Below are 20,624 nucleotides of genomic sequence, written 5' to 3'. Positions count from 1 at the left end.
ACAACACACACAGGTAAGGTGTTCGGGGTCCTCCCGGACGCCTTTTTTCATGCCCGTTTGTTTTTTCCCTTTATTTTACCGTTATTTGTAATAACCTAATTACACGGACTCATGAAAATAGCCTTGCTCACCTTGTTATGTGTTATCGCTAGCAATGAACCGGACTTCGTCAGCCAGCAAAAGAAATATCCCCGGGTACGAAACGCCTACCACGAAAAAGAGGCATTACTGACCCGAAGATTAAAAGAACACAACCTTTCGTTGGACAACCTGAATATTCTTATCATGGCGTATAAAACAGAATGTGTCATGGACATCTATGCCAAGAAACGGGAAGACAAGGTGTATAAAAAGATTACAACGTATAAGATATGTGCCCGTTCCGGCTCTCTCGGCCCCAAACGTCATCAAGGAGACTTACAAATCCCGGAAGGTTTCTACCACATCAACCACTTTAATCCCACAAGTAACTATCATCTCTCTTTGATGATTAACTACCCAAACCATTCAGATAAGCTGAAAAGCAAAGCCTCCCACCTCGGAGGCAATATCTGCATTCATGGAAATTGCGTAACGGTAGGCTGTCTTCCCATGACAGACGACAAGATCAAGGAAATATACATCTATGCCATACAAGCCCGTCAATCCGGTCAGGAAAAGATACCCGTGTACATCTTTCCTTTTAAATTCTCGGACGAAAAGAATAAAAATTACAGCGAAACCTATCGTGCCTATCCTAACATATTAGATTTTTGGAAGAATCTTGAAACAGGGTATAATCTATTTATCAAGGATTTAAAGGAGTTAAATATCTCCGTGGACAAACTCGGTAACTATCAATTTTCAAAATAACGGAATAACCTGTCTCTAAAAACACTACCTTAGTGCCTTATTACAATAAGGAGACAGCAATATGCTATTCAGTAAAAACGAAAACAAACCGGCATCCTCCATCGAGGAAAAAATAAAACTCTATCGTCGTCAGGGTCACATTGTTCCCCCCCGAAAGATTATCAAGAACGCGGAACAGATAGAAGGCATCCGTGAAAGTGCAAAAATAAACACGGCCGTGTTGGATCACGTGGCGGCTAACATCCGGGAAGGAATGTCAACCGAGGATATTAACACGTTGGTATATGATTTTACCTTGGCACACGGGGCTATCCCCGCACCGTTGAATTACGAGGGCTTCCCCAAAAGTGTATGTACTTCCATTAACGAAGAGGTATGTCACGGAATACCGGACAAGAATATCATTTTAAGAAGTGGAGACATTATCAATGTTGATGTTTCCACTATATACAACGGTTACTTTTCAGATGCATCCCGTATGTTCATGATCGGGGAAGTTGCGGAAGATCGCCAAAAACTGGTGCGTGTCACGAAAGAATGTCTGGAAAAAGGCATCGAGGCCGCACAACCTTGGCGTTTTCTCGGAGACGTAGGCGCTGTTATTCAAGAACATGCAGAAAGTAACGGGTACTCGGTTGTCCGGGAATTCTGCGGACACGGGGTCGGCTTGAAATTCCACGAGATTCCGGAAGTAGAACACGTGGGAAGACGGGGTACGGGAATGCTGCTCGTTCCGGGCATGATCTTCACGATCGAACCGATGATTAACATGGGAGAACGGGATATATTCATCGATGAAGATAATGATTGGACGGTTATTACCGAAGACGAACAACCTTCCGCTCAATGGGAAAACACCATATTAATCACGGAAACCGGGAACGAAATATTAACCTGGTAACCCGTTTAACATGGCTAGCGAACAAATACCTTCCCCCTTGGTTGATCTCCTGCGGCAATACAAACTATTGCAAGAGGAATTCGAGTTTGAAAAAGAGACATTCTACCAACAAACACAACGTGCAGGAATCCCTAAACGGATTCAGCAAGGCGTTTGTTGGTATCCCGTGTCAGCGAATAAAAGTTACTACAACTCGTTAAACCAGCTCATCATCGAGATCAAACGGGATGAGAATGATGACACGGATCATAATTTCGAATACGGTCGTCCGGTTTGCTTTTTCCGTTTTGACCAAACGGGGGATCTGCGTTATTTCAGTTTCGCGGCAACCATCAGTTACGTTCATGAAAACACGATGCTTGTCGTGTTGCCTAACTCCAACAGCCTTCTGGATATTCAAGGATGCCCGGATCTGGGCGTACAACTCTATTTTGACGGGACCTCCTATAAAACCATGTTTTCCGCCCTAACGGAAGTCATGGAGGCCAAGAATAACCGCCTTGCCCGCTTACGGGAAGCCATACTGGGAAACGAGATGGTGGAACAACGGAAACTTCAACCGATTCACTTGATGTGGCTGAACCATTCACAGGAACAAGCGGTAAACCGGGTACTGGCAGCCAAAGAGGTTGCAGTTGTTCACGGCCCTCCCGGAACCGGAAAAACAACCACGCTCGTCGAGGCCGTCTACGAAACACTGCGACGGGAGAATCAAGTAATGGTTTGCGCCCAAAGCAATACTGCCGTTGACTGGATCGCAGAAAAACTACTGGACCGGGGAGTCAATGTACTACGAATCGGGAATCCCACACGGGTAAACGACAAGATGCTGTCATTCACGTACGAACGCAAATTCGAATCCCATCCTGCCTACCCCACGTTGCGAGCCGCGAGAGCATCCATCCGGGAACTCTCCGGACGCCTGAAACGCTTGAAAGGAGCCAAACGGGAATCCGCCCGCCGGATGCTGCATGATTTACGGGACCAAGCCATCAAATTGGAAATCAAGATTGATGCCCAACTCTTCGGGGAGGCCCGCGTGATTGCCTGCACGCTGGTCGGTTCCGCCAATAAACAATTAAACGGGAAAATGTTCTCCACCTTGTTTATCGACGAGGCCGCACAAGCTTTAGAGGCTGCTTGCTGGATTGCCATATCCAAGGCCTACCGGGTAATACTTGCCGGGGATCACTGCCAGTTACCTCCCACCATCAAATGTTACGAAGCAGCGAAAGGTGGGTTGGATCGCACGCTACTCCAAAAGATTATCCAGCGTAAACCCGAAACTGTTTCCATGCTCGAAACACAGTACCGGATGCACGAAGACATCATGTACTTTCCCTCGAAATGGTTCTACAAAGGCCGTTTGCAGGCATCTCCGGAAGTACGCCACCGTAATATTCTCGAATACGACACTCCCATCGAATGGTTCGACACGGCTCTCTGCGAGTTCTCGGAAGATTGTGTTAACGAAACGTATGGACGAATCAACAAGCCTGAAGCCGAATTGTTGGTAAAACAATTACAGGAATATATTGAGAAAATCGGAATCGAACGAGTGCTGGATGAAAGAATCGATTTCGGGTTGATATCCCCTTACCGGGTGCAAGTACAATATATCCGGCAAATTATCAAACGGAACCGCTTCTTTATCCCCTTGCGGAAACTCATCACGATTCACACCGTGGACGGGTTCCAAGGCCAAGAACGGGATGTTATCCTAATCAGTCTCGTACGGGCCAACAGCGAGGGAAACATTGGATTCCTGAATGACCTGCGCCGCATGAACGTGGCCATCACCCGAGCCCGCATGAAACTCATCATTCTGGGAGACGCCACCACACTCACCTCCCATCCGTTTTACAAGGCCTTGTACGAATATATCCGGGAGAAGGGAAAAATCATCGAGATCCACCCGGAAACACCCGACACGGCCCCATCCAAGCAAAAGTAACTTTATTGCAACATTATTTTCATTCGAATGTAACAATTCTACACCTACTTTGTACTCGTAAAAAACAGTATGTTATACCAGATGAAGTATGTTATACAATAGAGAATTAAGTTGGCTTTCGTTTAACGAACGTGTCATGCAGGAAGCCCAGGATAAGAGCGTCCCGCTTATACAACGCCTCCGTTTCCTCGGAATCTATTCCAACAATCAAGATGAATTTTTCAAGGTGAGAGTTGCCAACCTAGAACGGCTGGACAAGAAAAAGAAAGAAAAGGATAAAAAACTCTCCGGAAACCTAACCTCGCTGGAACTACAACGCAAAGTGTCGGAAAAAGTCTGTGAATCCCAAAAAGAATTCGAGAACACCTACACGCAAATTCTGGACGAAATGGTCAGCCATCATATTTACGTGGTTCATGAAAATGCTCTAGATGAAAACGAAAAACAATTCTGCAGACAATACTTCTCGGAGAAAATCAGTCCGTTACTCGTTCCGCTGATGTTAAGAAAAAGCGTCCGGCTCCCCTACCTGCAAGACGAGCGCATCTATCATGCCGTTAAAATGGTCAACAAGAATTCTACCAAGAACAACCGATACGCCATCATCGAAATACCACACAACAGCCTCTCACCCCGGTTCATCGTACTGCCTTCCCCAAACGACAATACCCGGATCATCTTCATTGATGACATCATCCGTCTTTGTCTGGATGATATATTTTTCATGTTCTCGTATGACGAGATCTCGGCCTACACTTTCAAATTCATGCGGGATGCAGAGCTGACACTAGATGACGACGTATCGAAAAGCCTTGTTGAAAAAATGGAGCAGGGATTGAATAAAAGACTTTACGGTCGTCCCGTTCGTCTCGTCTACGACGAAGCGATGCCCGGAGATCTGCTCAACATCCTCACCGACAAGTTAGGACTAAGTAAAAGTGGTAATCTTACCCCCGGCGGGCGCTATCATCTGATGCGAGATCTGATGAAATTTCCTAAAATTAATCCAAAATTAGAATACGAAGAGGTTTCCCCGTTACGCCATCCAGCCTTTAAACCTTTTTCCAGCGTGATCGACGTGATCCGGAAACAGGACATTTTGTTAAATTATCCCTATCACACGTTCAACCATTTCATCGACTTTATGCGGGAAGCCGCCATGGACCCGCACACGGATTCAATTTACATCACGCTATACCGCACGGCCGAAAGGTCAAAAATCATCAACACGCTAATCAATGCCGCCAAGAACGGGAAAAAGGTCGTCGTGTTACTGGAATTACTGGCCCGATTCGACGAAGCCAGAAATATCGACAATGCCGAGGCATTAAGACAAGCCGGGGTAAAAGTAATTTACGGGATACCGGGACTGAAAGTCCATTGCAAACTCGCCTTGGTCAAACGTCGGGAAGGCTCTCAATTAAAGGGATATGTACACGTGGGAACCGGAAATTTCAATGAGGACACCGCCAAAATATACAGTGATTTCAGCCTGTTCACCGCCAACCGGACCGTGGCGGAAGATGCGGAACGTGTCTTCGAGTTCCTACAAAATAATTACAAACAACTCGATACAGACCTGCTACTGGTCTCCCCCTACAACATGCGGGAACGTTTCGAATCCTTGATCGACAACGAAATCAAAAACGCTAAAGACGGAAAAAAGGCTTACATTTACGTAAAATGTAACAGCCTCACGGACGAACGGATGATCGGACTACTCTACAAGGCCAGTAAAGCCGGGGTACGTGTACGCTTAATCGTGCGAGGTGCCTGTTGCTTGATGCCCGAAGTAAAAGGCCTAAGCGACAACATCAGGGCTATCAGTATTGTGGATAAATACCTTGAACACGCCCGCCTGATCTTGTTTTACAACGGGGGAAAAGAAAAGGCATTTATTCTCAGCGCAGACTGGATGACCCGCAACCTAAGCCGCAGAGTGGAAGTCGGTATCCCGATTCAAGATAAAACCATACTGAACACGCTAAAAAATACATTTTCCATCCAGTGGAAAGACAAGGTAAAAGCCCGGAACCTGAATTTAGAGGTCATAAATCAGCGGGTGTCACCTTCCTCACCGGATGAAACAGACCTGCAAACTCGCTCACAAGTGGCACTATACAATTTTTACGCATCACAAAACGAGACACAAAAATGACCATAAACACGAAAACACTGGCCGCTATCGATATCGGCACGAATGCAATCCGACTTTTCATATCCAACGTGGAAGAATACCCCACGGAAACCCTGTTCAAAAAAATAGCCTTTCTGCGAGTACCCATCCGGTTAGGAGAAGACGTATTCACAACAGGAGAAATAGGGCAACAGAAAAGAAAACGCCTATGCGAAACCATGCAGGGATTCTCGTATATCATGTCTGCATTCAACGTGGAAAGCTACAAGGCATACGCGACCTGTGCCATGCGAGAGGCTCGAAACGGTAAATCCGTGGCCGAACAGATACAAAAAGAGTGTGACCTGAACATTGAAATCATCAGCGGGACCAAAGAGGCAGAAACCATTTTCGCCGGAGGCATGAACGAGGTGGTGGATGATGACAAAACCTACTTATACGTGGATGTCGGTGGCGGTAGCACCGAGGTAATTGTTTATAGCAAATCCGTCAAGGTCGAGGCTTGCTCTTTTCCGCTAGGAACCGTGCGTATGTTAAATGACGCCGTGGACAAAGAGGAGATGAAACACTTCAAAAAATGGTTGAAAAACATCACGGAAAAATATACCCCGGATGCCATTATCGGGTCGGGCGGAAATATCAACAAGATTCATAAATTACTGAATAAAAAGGAACGGGAACGAATCACATATCAGGAACTGGATATTCTTTACGAATACATGAAATCCTTCAACCTCGAAGAACGGGAACGGATCATGAAACTGAACACCTACCGGGCCGACGTGATCATACCCGCCATGAAAATATTCCTCACCGTGGGAAAAATATGCAAGATAAATGAAATCATCGTCCCAAAACTCGGATTATCTGACGGGATCATCCGGTTGCTATACGAGGAGGAAAAGAGAGGGAGAGTATAGACTTTACAAGCAGAAAGCGTGTTAAAATGCCTTTTAACACGCTTTCTTAAATCAAAAACAACAACTAGACTCAACAGATCACTTGCTTTAAACCACTAATCCAAGCATCTATTCTCTTATCAGTCTGGTCAGATTCATTGGATTCATCCAAGGGAAGTCCCACGAACTGACCATCCACACAAGCCTCGGAAGAGTCGTAACTATACCCATCGGTATCCACCGAACCGGCAAATTGACACCCACTTCCTTGTAGCTCGTTATAAATTATTCCGATAGCATCGCAGAAAGACCCGCCAAAAGAGGCAGAATCCCCGCATCCGAAGATTGCCACGGTCTTACCCGACAAATTCTTCGCTTTCAGCTTATCCAAGAAATCGTTCCAATCATCCTGCAACTCTCCGATTCCCCATGTAGAACTACCCAGCAACAAAACATCGTACTTGTCGACCTCGTCCACTTTTGTAGTTCCCACGTTATGTATATCTTCACTTGCAACACCCAAACGAGCCGCAATCGTTTCAGCCACTCCTTCGGTTGCTCCCGTCGTGGAGCCATAAAATATTCCAACTTTCTTCATCTCGATGTATTATTTTATTTTGTACATGACAAAGATAGCGCACCCGACAATACCGGTAAATCCCTATATATGATTAAATTTACCCCCGCCAACCCCTATTCATGGGGATGTGGTTAAAGCAGTAACAAACCATGATCCCGGATCGCCTGCATCTCTTTGCTATACCAGAAAGGCAGGAAGTCATCGTTAAACAGGATCTCGTAATTCCGACTAAAGTCTTCCAGCAGATAAGGATTCACGGCATCCACTCCCACCTGCATCAGCGACTCGTGGATAAAATGAGCCCAGTCACCTCTCATTTTGATCGCCATCTCCCGGCTATTCGTATGTAGCAATAAAACGATCGAATATTTTCCTTTTTTCACGCTCTCCGGCCCCAACTCCACCCGACCTCCTAACCAGTATAGGCGCCGGGAATGTAATTTTTCCACGGGTTCCTGTTCTTCCGCCATGTGTGCGACAAAGCGAGGCGGAATCGTGGTTGCCGGAATCTTGCAGTCAAACCACTTTTGTAAAGGCAAATCAAACCCCACTCCCCGCATATAATTATATAGTGAACGACTTAATCCATCCCCCAGTTCGTCATGATCACCACCTTGTAAATCCTCGAACGCCACGTCATTCCGGGCAAAGCCCCCGAAAGGCGGTTCAGTTACCCGGGTTCCGAATCGTTCGGGACACAAACCCACCGGACTATGTGCCGTCATGGCAAAACGATGCCAAAAACCGGAATGGATATATCCCAGCTCGAATAACTGGCGCACCACTTCAAGCGAATCAACAGTTTCCTGTGTTGTCTCCGTCGGGAAACCATACATCAAGTAAGCGTGAACCATGATTCCCGTCCCCGTGAAATGATTGGCCGAACGGGTCAGTTGCTCCAGAGTGACCCCTTTATTGATCAAGCCCAACACCCGGTCAGACGCCACCTCTACCCCGCCCGACACGGCAATGCAGCCGGATGCCTTCAGTAAACGGCACAGGTCTCGTGTATAAGCCCGTTCAAAACGGATATTCCCCCACCAGACAACCGTCAGTCGTCGGCGCAATATTTCCAGAGCCAGCTCTTTCAATAAAGCGGGAGGCGCAGCCTCATCAACAAAATGGAAACCACCTTCCCCCGTCTGTGCCATCACTTGTTCCATACGGTCAACAAGCGTTTTCACCTCATTCGGTTCATAACGCCGGATATAGTCCAAACTCCCGTCACAAAAACTACACTTTCCCCAATAACACCCGTGAGCCAGAGTCAGTTTATTCCATCGTCCGTCACTCCACAACTTATGCATCGGGTTTACGATCTCGATCACCGAAACATACCTGTCTAATAACAATCCGGAATAATCGGGTACGCCGACTTCTTTCTGCGGAATAATCACGGCCGACTCATCATTCAAAAACTTGACCTTCCCGCCTCGTAAGCAAAATGTGCGTACCAAATCGGAATCCCCGATCTGCCCCGTCACGTGTTCAAACAAACGCCATAACGGTAACTCGCCGTCATCCAACAGCAAGTAGTCGGTAAAGCGGAAGAAACGCACGTCAGTCAACGATCGCAATTCCGTGTTGGCAAATCCCCCACCCATCACCACCGTGACTTCCGGGTAATTAACCTTGATCCACTCCCCACAACGCAAAGCACTATAAAGATTCCCGGGGAACGGGACAGTGATAGCCACCACCTCCGGACGATACTCTTTCATCCGGCCCGCAAGTAGCCGTATCAGGTAATGATCCGTGAAAGTCAAAGGCTTTGCCAGCTCCGCGTTCAACTCATCAAAAGAAGAGGCCGAACGCCCCAGATGCTCCGCGTAGCGACTAAATCCGAAATGCTCATCCACCGTCTCTTGCAAGAAATCGGACAAATCTTCCAAGTACAAGGTAGAAAGGTAACGGGCTTTATCCTCCAACCCCATCACCCCGAAGGCCCATTCCGTATCTTCCTCCTGTTCGAAACGACTTGCCCGGGGTAGGAAATAGGATTCACAAATCGAGTAAGCCAGCGTCCGGTTCCTTCCTTGCAGAAAAGCCATGACCGCATCAATTGTGCGCTCATACTCCTCTTGCAAAGCAAAAACACGTCGGGCATTGTCCGACAAGCGGATTTCCCGGGCTGCCACCTGTTGAAAAAGCTCATGCAGCCCCCGGGATGAAAATATTTCCAGAATCACTTCCAAGCTCAAATCAACCTGCACGGAATCAACTCCTTTCGTGTTCAAAAAACCTTTCAAATACATCATCGCCGGGTAAGGTGTATTCAACTGCGTAAACGGTGGTGTCACCAGCAACACCTTAGGGGAAACATTCATTATCTTGAATTTATGATTAAACAAATGTACACTTTTTTAATTCCAAGACAAAATTTAGGATATGCCACTTTTATTTCTTAATTTAGCGAATCGTAAAACTACTAACATTTAGCTATTATGAGTAGAAAGGAAAAAAGCATTGAATTATTAAACAAAGCAGTTGCCGACGAATTGCTTGCCGTACACCAGTACATGTATTTTCATTTCCGTTGTGACGATATGGGTTACGACCTGTTGTCCGGGTTATTCAAACGTACCGCCATCCAAGAGATGATGCACGTGGAACAGCTTTCAGAACGTATCTTGTTCTTGAAAGGAGAAGTGGAAATGAAAACCTCCGGGGATGTTCAGAAAATCCACGAACCGAAAGAAATGCTGGAATTGGCCACGGCCATGGAAGAAGGTAGTGTAAACGACTATAACGCTTGGGCTCAAGAATGTGCTGCCAATGCGGATGCCGTATCCAAGAAACTATTCGAAACGCTTGTTGCCGAAGAAGAAGTTCACCAAGATCAGTATGAAACAGAACTGGACAACTTGGAGAAATTCGGAGCCAATTACTTGGCCCTGCAATCTGTTGAACGCAGTAAAAGCGTGGCCGTGGGAACCGCTCCCGCGGGAGAATAAATGATTAAGAAAGCGACTCAAAACGGGTCGCTTTTTTTCACCTCGGGTTTTATCAACAACCGCAATGACTGATCGTACGTCACGTAACTCCACATCCAGTTGATAAATATAAACAACCGGTTCTTCACCCCCACGATACTCATCAAGTGAACCAACAGCCACAATAACCATGCAAAAAATCCACTGAAACGAATACCGGAAATCTCTGCCACGGCATCATTCCTCCCGATCGTGGCCATGGACCCCTTGTTCATGTATTTAAAAGGACGCAAGGGTTTCCCCTTGATCATGTGTCGTAAATTCTTCGCCAACAAACTTGCCTGCTGTATGGAAGGCTGCACAACTTGCGGGTGACCGTTCGGGTAGTTCTCCGCCACCATCAAGGCGGTATCCCCCAACGCGAATATATCCGCCATCCCCTGTATCCGGTTGAACTCGTCCACGAGAAGACGATTTCCCCGACCGTAGATATCTTGAGGTAACCCTTCCAGACTGCTCGCCTTCACCCCAGCTACCCAGAACACGTTGTTCGTAACAACCTGTTCACCATCCACGAACGTCAATTTTTTTCCGTCATACTCTTTCACGAACTTTTTCAACAGCACCTCTACCTTCATATCCTTCAAATTCCGAATAACGTCCTCCGAAGATTTCTGTGAAAAAGCGTTCAGCAACCGTTCTCCCCCGTCTACCAAGAGAATCCGCATCTCGTTCCAATCCAGTTCCGGGTAATCCTTCGGTAACACGAACTTCCTCATTTCTGCCAAAGCCCCTGCCAACTCGATCCCCGTGGCCCCACCTCCCACAATCACGAACGTCAGCCAATGTCTCCGTTCCTCTGCATTCGACGTGTTCAGCGCCCGCTCGAAACTCTCGATCATCCGGTTCCGGTTAAACAAAGCGTCCGACGTCGTTTTCAATTGCATCGTCCGTTGTGCCAACGTCTGATCCCCGAAATAGTTCGTTCCTGCCCCTGTGGCAATTACCAAATAATCATAAGAAACATCCCCGATGGAAGTCTCCAAACGGTTCTCCTGCGGGATCACCCTCTCTGCCGTGCATATCCGCACATGAAAATCATGTCGTCTCTTGAAAATCTTTCGGAAAGGAAAAGAGATCGCACTCGGCTCAATTCCCGATGTTGCCACCTGATACAGCAAAGGCTGGAAAAGGTGATAATTATTTCGATCTAATAATATAACTTGAAAATCCCGGTCATTCAACCGACGAGCCAATTTCAACCCTCCAAAGCCACCACCCACAATAACAACTCGTTTTTTGGTTCCTTTACTAGGAATATTGCTCATTGTTTCCATACACGTAATAACTTTTATCTTCAGTTATACGTGATATTTCATTGAATCGTTCCGTTCCCGGTTAAAAATAAAAGTTTATAAAGTCGATAAGGTTTATAAACAAAGGGGTTGTCCAAAAAGTCCTGCCTGTATTTGCCAACTACCCCCACTAACTCCCCCTGTGTAAGGGGGAGTTAGTGGGGGTAGTTGTTTAAAATTGACTTTTTAACAGCCCCTTATATTAAAATCGGTAAGAAATACCTATTGATGGCGAGAATGCCGTGGATTTATATTTTCCCTCGAACATTTCATCCGCTCCCGTGACCACGTTCTTGTACGGGTACTTTCCGTGTTGGCTGAACCCTTGAATGTAAAGGAAAGCCACGTCAAATTGCAATCCCTTGTAAGGCTCAAAAGTCAATCCGGCAGAAAGCCCTAATTTGTCCATTCCCGGAGTTTCCGGGTTGTACAACTTCTTACGAATCGGGCTTTGGTCATAATATACTCCGGCACGTAACACCAAACGATCGGTTGTCTTGTAGCTTGCCCCGATACGGTAAGTCATTGAATTCTTATAATCTTTCTCCGCTTTAATCGGTGCGATTCCCAATTCCGCCTCGTTAAAATACACGTTCAAAGAATCGTAAGCATTCCATCCCACGTATTGCAAATCCAACGCCAACTCCCAACGATCCGTGGGACGATAGCTCACGCCCAACGTCGTGTTGGAAGGTAAAGGCAATTCTGCATGGAATGTTCCCTGATCATACTTCGGGATAGAGATATTCGGGATCGTTATTCCCATTTGTCCTACCACCGGCCCGTATTTTGCAAGTAATGCCTCCATGTTAGCGAACAAGTCTTCAATACGACGATTAGCGTAAGTCAACGAAGCCTCACCTTCTTTCACCCGCATCTTGATCTTGGAACGATAAGACAAACCAACGGTCACTTTGTCACAAATATCGTACATGATTCCCACGTTAAAACCCACTCTCATGTGAGCATTTCCTTCCAAACGAGCATAAGCCGGTGGAACCTCTGTCCCTTTCATCAATGCAACCATTTCCTGCATGGCTTTTTTATCCTCATCCGGGATTATACTCGAAGGAACACCTGCCAACTTAGGCAGTAAACTCTCGAATTTCGTTCCTATTCCCTGCAAATCGCTCGCCCCCATCAATGCCCTAGAAAGATTCACGTTTCCCCAAGCCAGTTGCAAACCGACACCGATACTCAAACGATCCGTGATCTTGTAAGAAAGCGTTGGTTGAATCACGTATGATTTCAGGCTAATATCCTGAATCAACCCTGCCCCGGCCCAGTTCTTCGGCCACTTCAAGGAGTTCCCGTAAGGAGTGGTCAAGCTGATTCCGGCAGCCAAATTATCGTAAATCTTGAACCCGGCGTAAGCGTATAACGGCGTTCCTACCGGGTTATCCGTCTTGGCCGAATACCCGTCGTAACTATATTTAGCCTTGGCCATGATAGCTGATATACCTAGTGAAAAATCCATATTGGTACGCAAAAACACCAATCCTGCCGGGTTAAAATGCATACTCTCCGCACCCAATTTCATCCCGGTCCCCACGTGTCCCATTCCGGTCTGTTTCGTGCTTAACAAATTGACTTGGTATCCTTCGGCAAAAACCGTCATGCTCAAAATAGAAGCCAATACTACAATGACTAATCTCTTCATAGAATCTTTTTTACATTATTACTTAACGATCAAATCATTAAAACAATCTAATCATTATTTTCTAAATTTTAAGGCGCAAAAATAACATTCAACTCCTTAAGTTGTTTCTACTTTACGGTATGCAACAAAAATTGGTTACCTTTGCGTCCAAAATACAGACACCATGATCACGTTTGAAATAGACACCGAATACATTGAATTAATCAAGCTGCTAAAGGCCACCCGCATCGCTGACAGCGGTGCCATGGCCAAGATTCTCGTGGAAAATGGAGAGGTTACCCGCAATGGAGAACCCGAATTCCGCAAACGGGCTAAAATCACCAAAGGAGAAATCATCACCGCTTTGGGACAAAGCGTGCAGGTAGTATAAGTGTTTTTTCATCAAAACTTATACATCAGCCCCACGTTAAAACCGTCAAATTTGTATTCAATGCGGAATCCCAAGTCGTGATAAAAACATCCCCCACCAAAAGACAAATCATGACCTTCCGTGTAGAAGGATGCCGAAACAAACGGCACCCACACACTCTTTTTTACAATCATAACCCGTTCCCGCACGGGAGTATAAGCATAAGTAAGATGTTTCAGTTCATTGTACTGCACGGAAAGCTCCACAGCTAATTTCCCGGATTCATTATCGAACAAGGTCCTCTTGTAATCCCGAATTAAATTCCAATCCTCTATCGTACTCTTTAGCGTTCCTTCCCGGTCCACGGTCGGAACATCCCGGTAAACCGTATCTGTTTTGTACCTGTACTTATAACGTACTTCTCCGGACAAGCGAACCGTGTCCGGAATAAAGCACGTTATAGTATCTCGAATCGTCTCACCCTTCACGTAGGTTGTTCTTTCCCCCTCCTTCATCGTGAACCTCCCGACAAAGAATCCCAACAACAAACAAATCACGCCGCATATAATCAGAGTCTTCATATCAATCCAATCTTTTACACGTTCTCCGGTTTCTGACTCATCGGTTTTATTTTACTCTCATATTTTGTCCAAGCTATTTTATATGTTTCCACGGACTCATCCGGAACATAGATATTGAAATCAGCATATATATAACCCAAATCGCTCACTAATGCAGGAGGTGTTATTGGTTTACATATAAAACTTTTCAAATTATTACATCCATGTACGACACTACTCCCGATTGTTGTAATAGTGGAAGGAAAAGTAATGGTCATCAATGAACTACATCCAGAACATAACGAATTCGGAACAACCGAAAGACCTTCTTCCAATTCCATGGTAAGTAATCTCAAATTATCTTGCCATTGTTGAGAATAATCCATATCCAGAAGTAATGTATTGGGAATAAAAATATGAACAAACTTACAATTTTTAAATATACCAAACCCTAATGTTGTTAAACAAGATAAATCTATACCATTTTCATCCAAAGAAGTATGACCAAATATAGCTATTGCTGACGTATCTATCTTTTCATTAGGCAAACTTATTGTCTTTAATCCGGTACAATTTTCAAATGTTCTTTGCTTAAACAAATTGACATTCACAAAATTCTCTGCAAAATCAGACAGGTCTGTTATTTCCTTATTATCCTTAAAATAATCATTAGGAAAATCTGTCACGGCTGCCAACTGTTTACGAGTCACACCCACCCCGTCCGTACTCCATCTCTTCACTACCAGCCGGTGGAATTCCGGGTCTTTAAACCGGACATAATAATTTCCTGTGATATTCAACACCAACCTATTAAATTTACTCCGTAAAGCATTGATCGACTCCTCGTAAACATCCGCATGAATATTCAACGTCCCGTCCAGCACCGGAACCGGGTCTTCCCCGGCAATTCCTTCACTGCTCAATCCCTCGTAACTCCCATCTGCCAAACTTGCCAACTTATCAAGTATATCCGAACTATCGTACGTCTCGTTAAATCCCACGAGCCGCACCCGTTTCAAAGCGTGTTCCGTCCCCTGTTCTTTCTGGGCCTCCATCATCTCTACCAGCAACTTCACCGGGTGAAGTAACGGACAATCCTCCACGAAAAAGTCCGTGATAATATGCTTACATTGATCCATCCTGACTCCCTCCGTCGGGAGCAACGGGTAGTTCGACAGTGACAGGTACTGATTGCGGGGACTAAACTCGATCACCCGCATACTACCACCCGTCGGAAGTTTCATCTGCGAAAGGGAGGTTCCGTCAGCATACACCTCTTGCAAGTGCGTGCAGGAAGTTAGGTTCAACGTACCACTCAACGTAGCAATATTCGACAACACGAGTTTTTGCAACGACGTGCAATTCGAAATTGTCAACGACGTGATCGAGATCACGATATGCCCCGTCTTGCTCCCCAGGCGAATCTCCCGGAGCATCCGTCCCTGTATCACCATGGACCCTTGCACGTTCTTGTCATACCAATCCCCGATGTTCTGTAAATAAGAGGCACCCTGTATCGCATTCTGCTGGTCGCCCGTTCCGGAAAGTTCAATCTCCATGGAACAAGTCTCCCCTGCCCGGGTCCGTTCGCCCCGGATAATCGATGTACCGTTGGCAATTGCCGGATACATGTCCATCGCCGGGGTCAGATCGTACGTGATCGTGTTTCCGGCGGCACGTACCGTGATCGTGTCCGTTCCCGCGGCCGAGAACAAACCGAAACTATACTTTGACATCATATACAGGATACGTTTCGTGATCCATCGCTGCTCCGCTTGATAGTGGTCGCCAAGCGACTGCGTGATCGGGTCCGTGTCGTTCGAATAAATTCCGGCACTATAAGCCAGTTTCCCGTTCTCGTAACAATATCTGGCATCGGCATTGTATGAATTTGCCGGGAAATACTCCTGTGCCTCGTCAAAGAAATACTTCTGGTAGAAAGCGTAAATCTTTTCCAGATCATTCCCCGACTTCAAACCGCCCAACGCCTGCATGGCCGTCATCATCCGTCGCATACTGGCCACCTTCTCCTCCGGGAAAGCCAACTCCATCAGGTTAAAGAAATTATTCGTTTCCCCGTTCCAGATCGAGGCCCCGGTTTCATCCGTGTCATGCGTCTCCACGCTATACTCCTTGTCCGGCAATCCCCGGTTCGTCGTGTCAAACCGGGTGTCCGCATCGTCCACCCGCCAGCGGAAACGACTCGTCCCTGTCCCGAACGAGTAAGGATACGTGTTCTTCGCCCGCTCATCCGTTCCCGCGTTAAACTCCACGTTATTCATGAAAAACAACGTGTCATCCACGTCCCAGTACAACGGAGCCTCCGCCCTGAACTTGGCAATCCGGGCATTCACAAATAACGTGTTCAACTCGTCGTTCGTCTTTCCCGACAGGTCGGCAGCCGACAGCCCGTACCCTTTATCCACCAGTTGCGTGACCAGATTAATCTCCCCCTTCCCCATGTCCGAGGGGATAAAACGATTCAACGACGCCTCGAAATAATACACGTCAAATCGGCTCCCGTCTCCCGCCTTGGCAATCCAGAATTCGCATGGCCGAGTTCTCATCGCGGCGGCCTGCTCGTTCAACTCTTCCGGGGTCCCGTCAAAAGGCAACAAACGGGGAGAACATTCATACACGATATTATATGCCGGGATAAACTTCGATATACTCTCCACCTTACCCTCTCCGGCATCCCAGCTATTCGCCCCGTTATACTGGAAAGCCTCTTCATCACTATTATACAACACGTTTTTATTCCAAGGCACCCGAAACAGCGTACATAATGGCGAGTTATCCGATCCCTCGATACTGATTAGGTTCGGGAACAAATCCGTGTCGAAACCGAACGTGTACTTGTCCCCCTTGTCAGGCCCGAACGTGTACAATCCCCGGAACGTGTACACCGTGCGTCCCTCCTCGTTCACAGACTTCTCGAAACACACGAAAGGCATCTGGTACACCGCCACGCGGGCATCCGCGTATTGCTCCGTTTCCATCGCCTCGTTCCTCAACCCGACTTCCCGGTACAAATCGTTATAAGCATTCACCGACCCGATCTTGTGCGACTGCATCGAGGAGGCAAAATTCTTCTTCGCCGTAAACTTCTGTCCTGCCGGAATCCACGGCACCATCTGCCACTTCTTCGTGCTTGTCGTCCCGTCGGCATGAGTGATCACCGATTTTGCCTTGTCCAGTTGGTAGCGGGTATTCCATATCCAGTACTTCATCGAGGACGTACCCTGTCCTTTCGCCGTGACTCCGGAAATCGAAACGTTCCATTCCGGGTGGTCCGTGAACAGCACGTCCAAATTACCCACCCGTGCTGTCTGGTCGGCCATCGAGGGAATCGTGTTGTCAAACACGAGACAATTAAACTGATCCCTCGTGTTGTCGAAATCCACCTCCGAACCGTTCCCGTCCAGAATATCGTTATACAGCCGGACACGGGCCTTTTCTGCCGAATCGGATAACCAGTTGATATAATTCGTCAACACACCCTGCGATGTCAGGCCGGAATCGTATTCCCGGATTCCGTATATATCCACATCTGCGCAGTCCGAGCCGATCACGATGCCCCCTCTCTGGGCAAAATAATCATTATCCTCGTAAGCGAACTCCCGGTTCTTAACCCCGTTGATATACAGGATACAGAGATTAAAATCCGGATTCCCGTACGCCATCGGGAGAATCGTCAGCGTGAACCGGGTCCGCTTTCCCTCGAACGTGTGGAGGCTCTGCACGCTGTCCTCCCGGAGCGACTGCGAGTGCATCACGATCTGATCCGCGTAAATGTTCAGCCCCGTGAACGACACCCCGTCGGGCATGGAAATCGTCACGATCGGTTTCGAGTAATCCGTCACGTGATCCACCCGGTAATCAATCTCCAGTGTCTTTCCGACCCGGGCGCATTCCCTCGCGAAGGGATAATAAGCCATCGTCAGCGAGGAACCCGCCATCAGCCGCAACACCCGGTTCCCGTCCGAATCCGGTACCCACCCGTCGTTTCCCCAGTTCATATTCTTCCACCCGGCAGCAATCGCCGTCCCATTCATCTCGTTCACCACCTCCCGGTAATTCTCCTGCCGGTTATTGCGAGTACGCGGGTTGACGTACAAGGTCGCCCCCGCAACGGCGGAATATCCCAGCGAGTTGTTCACGGGGAAAACGAGTGGTGACGTCAGTGCAACCGACTCGTCAAGCACCTCCACTTGGATGGAAAACTCGCTGTTGTCCAACGTGTCTATTTCTAGGGGAAGAGAGAACGTGTGCTTGGTCGACACGGCAATGCTGTTTTCATTCGAGGAAAACACTTGTTGCCCCTCCTTCATGATCACGAACCGGGCAAACGTACTCACGCTATCCCCGTCGTACATGGCGTAATCGAACAACGTGTTCTCCACCCAGTTCGTGGCCTTCTCCAACACGTTATTAATGGCAATCAGTTTCACCCGCTCCTCGGCAACAGCACAAATAATGTTGAAAGCAACCGTCTTCGTCTTGATACTCTCGTCCGAATTCGCCACGTATGCCGACACCCGGAACACCCCCGTCTTCCCCGGGTGAGGAATCGTGTAATTATAGGCTGTCTCGATATACACGTTCGTCCCGATCGCCACCTCGTACGACTCGTTATAATCTTTTCCCGACATTGAAACGTGCAACGTCTTCGCGATATTTCCCCCGATATTCAACGGCAAGATAATTGCCCCCGAGTAAGCTGTCCACCACCGGAAATTATCGGCAAAAATAGACAACGCCGTCAGTTGAACGGTATAAACAAAAGCGGGTGTCGTGATTTCCGTAACCTCCCCCGTCACCTTGATCATCACGTTATTGGCTCCCGAACTCAAAAACTCGGCCACGTCAAGGGCCACCGGGGAAGCACTATTCACGTATACCTGTTTCACGACCAAATAATCCGAATGATCCCCGTTCCTCACCGATATTTGCAGTAGTCCCCGCTCCCCGGTGTCCTCGTACGGCTCGGAATCTGCGTACCGTTCTTGACTTACGAAGGTGAAATTCAACCAGCAAGGCTCTCCCTTGCTGGCCGAAATATTCTTGCTATCCAAATTATTCACGATCCGGACATTACGTTGCACCCCGGTTCCCCCACCCCCGCCGCCGATTTCCGACAGGCGTTTCAGTGTCCACGTCCCGCTTCCTTTCGCCCGCATCAGCACCACGTCCTCGCTTCCGGCATGATCCGCCTCCTCGTCCACGTTATCCAAACTTCCCAGCGTGCCTCCCACCGTCAGGGGCAACGAGCCGATATATGTCCTTACCAGTTTCCCGTCTTCCTCGATAGCATACAATGTCCCTTCTTTCTTTTTCCCGATAGCGTCATATTCCGCTTGAGTCAACAACTCGTAATCCAGTGATAAGGCCTTGAGTAACGGGGTAATAACCTTCTCTTTCATATCCTTCAACGTCATGCTCCCCGCCACAAACCCGTTCTTCGCATCCGTCATCAAAAAAGTATCTTCATCCGACACGCCATGAGCCGGAAAATTCTTTATATCTAATGTTCCCATATCTATAACACGTATTGTTTATAATTATACACGAATTCCTCTTCCGTACCTTTGCCTTGCGGGGTATTGTAAAACCGTTTCCAGTACCCCGCCCATCCCGTCAGGTCCGAGGGAATCTTTTCCCGAACCCGGGCGTAGTGCATCCGGGTCATGCTGATTGCCAGTGCCAGATTATATTCCAAGTATTCACTTTTCAAATTGATCACGCCGGATACGATCAGCACTTTCCGGCACAAATCCGGCCGATACGACAAATAGTTCCGCACGATGTCATCAAAAGTCTCCGGTTCCATCTGGAAAATCCCCAAGGCCGGACCGTTCCCCAACTGACGGATATATTCACCCAATGCCGACTCTTGGGCTGCCGTCCCCATCAGCAAGTTTTCCGCCTCCTCCGAGTACCCCCCGATCCCGATCAGTACTCGTCGAATCAAGTTCCTAAGTTGCCTTTTGTCCATCATCCAGTTCTTTTATCTTTTTCAACAACTCCTCGGCACTCTTCGCCGTCGTGCAATTGATAATATCCCGGATCGCTGCCGGCAACTTCGCCACGTTTCCCTTTTTCGCCCGCTCGTTCTCCCACACGCTCCGTCCCTCGATCAGCACGATCGCCGCCGTCACGATCATCGAGGCATAAGGATATTCATACCACGGGATACAACTCCCGATCACGTCAAAAATCAACGCCATCACCTGTATCCGCCAATAATCCCCCAGTTTCCCGATCGTCCGCCGGAACCCACCCGAGTTTATCACTTCTCCCCTAGCCCTAGCACTATTCACCCCCGCCCACAAGTCCATACAAACCCCGATACACATGATCGCCCACATCGCAAGGATAACGTACACCCTTGTCAAGATCATTGAAAAATCTCCCGTTTTTAAAAACTCCATTATCATTTCACAC

At 47.5% G+C, this 20,624-nt stretch carries 15 protein-coding genes; 7 read left to right on the top strand and 8 right to left on the bottom strand.

Going from position 1 to position 20,624, the window contains the following annotated elements; translation table 11 throughout:
- Positions 1–111: 111 nt before the first annotated feature.
- From R8806_RS00535 to R8806_RS00515, 5 genes are all read left to right on the top strand, one after another.
- Positions 112–852, top strand: coding sequence for a L,D-transpeptidase family protein (locus tag R8806_RS00535; RefSeq protein ID WP_124315838.1), 741 nt, complete (start codon positions 112–114; stop codon positions 850–852).
- A 61-nt stretch (positions 853–913) separates the two neighbouring features.
- Positions 914–1,753, top strand: a complete 840-nt coding sequence (locus R8806_RS00530; RefSeq protein ID WP_124315837.1) for a methionyl aminopeptidase — start codon at positions 914–916, stop codon at positions 1,751–1,753.
- A gap of 10 nt (positions 1,754–1,763) precedes the next feature.
- Positions 1,764–3,707 carry an AAA domain-containing protein gene (locus R8806_RS00525; RefSeq protein ID WP_124315836.1) on the top strand — a complete coding sequence of 648 codons (1,944 nt, stop codon included), beginning with the start codon at positions 1,764–1,766 and terminating at the stop codon, positions 3,705–3,707.
- A gap of 88 nt (positions 3,708–3,795) precedes the next feature.
- Positions 3,796–5,865 (top strand): polyphosphate kinase 1, encoded by a 2,070-nt coding sequence (ppk1, locus tag R8806_RS00520; protein ID WP_124315835.1) that lies wholly within the window; start codon positions 3,796–3,798, stop codon positions 5,863–5,865.
- The gene (locus R8806_RS00515; RefSeq protein WP_221230346.1) at positions 5,862–6,764 is read left to right on the top strand and encodes a Ppx/GppA phosphatase family protein; all 903 of its coding nucleotides are present in this window, start codon (positions 5,862–5,864) and stop codon (positions 6,762–6,764) included. Before ppk1 ends, R8806_RS00515 begins: the two co-directional genes overlap by 4 nt.
- A 70-nt stretch (positions 6,765–6,834) precedes the next feature.
- On the opposite strand, the gene fldA is transcribed toward R8806_RS00515, so the two are convergent.
- Both fldA and R8806_RS00505 read right to left on the bottom strand, forming a co-directional pair.
- Complete coding sequence (gene fldA / locus R8806_RS00510) at positions 6,835–7,341, bottom strand: flavodoxin FldA (protein ID WP_027200058.1); 507 nt, start codon at positions 7,339–7,341, stop codon at positions 6,835–6,837.
- Positions 7,342–7,454: 113 nt separating this feature from the next.
- Positions 7,455–9,650 carry a B12-binding domain-containing radical SAM protein gene (locus tag R8806_RS00505; RefSeq protein ID WP_124315834.1) on the bottom strand — a complete coding sequence of 732 codons (2,196 nt, stop codon included), beginning with the start codon at positions 9,648–9,650 and terminating at the stop codon, positions 7,455–7,457.
- A gap of 117 nt (positions 9,651–9,767) precedes the next feature.
- Here R8806_RS00505 and R8806_RS00500 point away from each other — a divergent pair, with 117 nt between their 5' ends.
- Positions 9,768–10,277 carry a bacterioferritin gene (locus R8806_RS00500; protein ID WP_027200056.1) on the top strand — a complete coding sequence of 170 codons (510 nt, stop codon included), beginning with the start codon at positions 9,768–9,770 and terminating at the stop codon, positions 10,275–10,277.
- A gap of 17 nt (positions 10,278–10,294) precedes the next feature.
- Here the strand turns inward: R8806_RS00500 and R8806_RS00495 are convergent, their stop codons facing one another.
- Positions 10,295–11,593, bottom strand: a complete 1,299-nt coding sequence (locus tag R8806_RS00495; protein WP_151412122.1) for an NAD(P)/FAD-dependent oxidoreductase — start codon at positions 11,591–11,593, stop codon at positions 10,295–10,297.
- A gap of 220 nt (positions 11,594–11,813) precedes the next feature.
- Positions 11,814–13,271 carry an OmpP1/FadL family transporter gene (locus R8806_RS00490; protein ID WP_124315833.1) on the bottom strand — a complete coding sequence of 486 codons (1,458 nt, stop codon included), beginning with the start codon at positions 13,269–13,271 and terminating at the stop codon, positions 11,814–11,816.
- 163 nt (positions 13,272–13,434) lie between these two features.
- Here R8806_RS00490 and R8806_RS00485 point away from each other — a divergent pair, with 163 nt between their 5' ends.
- Positions 13,435–13,641, top strand: a complete 207-nt coding sequence (locus R8806_RS00485) for an RNA-binding S4 domain-containing protein (RefSeq protein ID WP_027200054.1) — start codon at positions 13,435–13,437, stop codon at positions 13,639–13,641.
- Positions 13,642–13,652: 11 nt separating this feature from the next.
- On the opposite strand, the gene R8806_RS00480 is transcribed toward R8806_RS00485, so the two are convergent.
- The 4 genes from R8806_RS00480 to R8806_RS00465 are packed head-to-tail and all read right to left on the bottom strand — an operon-like array spanning position 13,653 to position 20,617.
- A complete protein-coding gene (locus tag R8806_RS00480; RefSeq protein ID WP_124315832.1) occupies positions 13,653–14,201 on the bottom strand; it encodes a hypothetical protein in 549 nt (182 codons plus the stop codon).
- Positions 14,202–14,215: 14 nt separating this feature from the next.
- Complete coding sequence (locus tag R8806_RS00475) at positions 14,216–19,717, bottom strand: leucine-rich repeat protein (RefSeq protein ID WP_124315831.1); 5,502 nt, start codon at positions 19,715–19,717, stop codon at positions 14,216–14,218.
- A 2-nt stretch (positions 19,718–19,719) separates the two neighbouring features.
- On the bottom strand, positions 19,720–20,178 hold the full coding sequence (locus tag R8806_RS00470) for a hypothetical protein (RefSeq protein WP_124315830.1): 459 nt from the start codon (positions 20,176–20,178) through the stop codon (positions 19,720–19,722).
- Positions 20,156–20,617, bottom strand: coding sequence for a phage holin family protein (locus R8806_RS00465; RefSeq protein ID WP_124315829.1), 462 nt, complete (start codon positions 20,615–20,617; stop codon positions 20,156–20,158). Before R8806_RS00465 ends, R8806_RS00470 begins: the two co-directional genes overlap by 23 nt.
- Positions 20,618–20,624 lie beyond the last annotated feature (7 nt).

Source organism: Butyricimonas faecihominis (assembly GCF_033096445.1).
GTDB classification, from domain to species: domain Bacteria; phylum Bacteroidota; class Bacteroidia; order Bacteroidales; family Marinifilaceae; genus Butyricimonas; species Butyricimonas faecihominis.
Note: the sequence above shows the minus strand (reverse complement) of the source record. Positions and strands in the feature narration are given on the sequence as shown.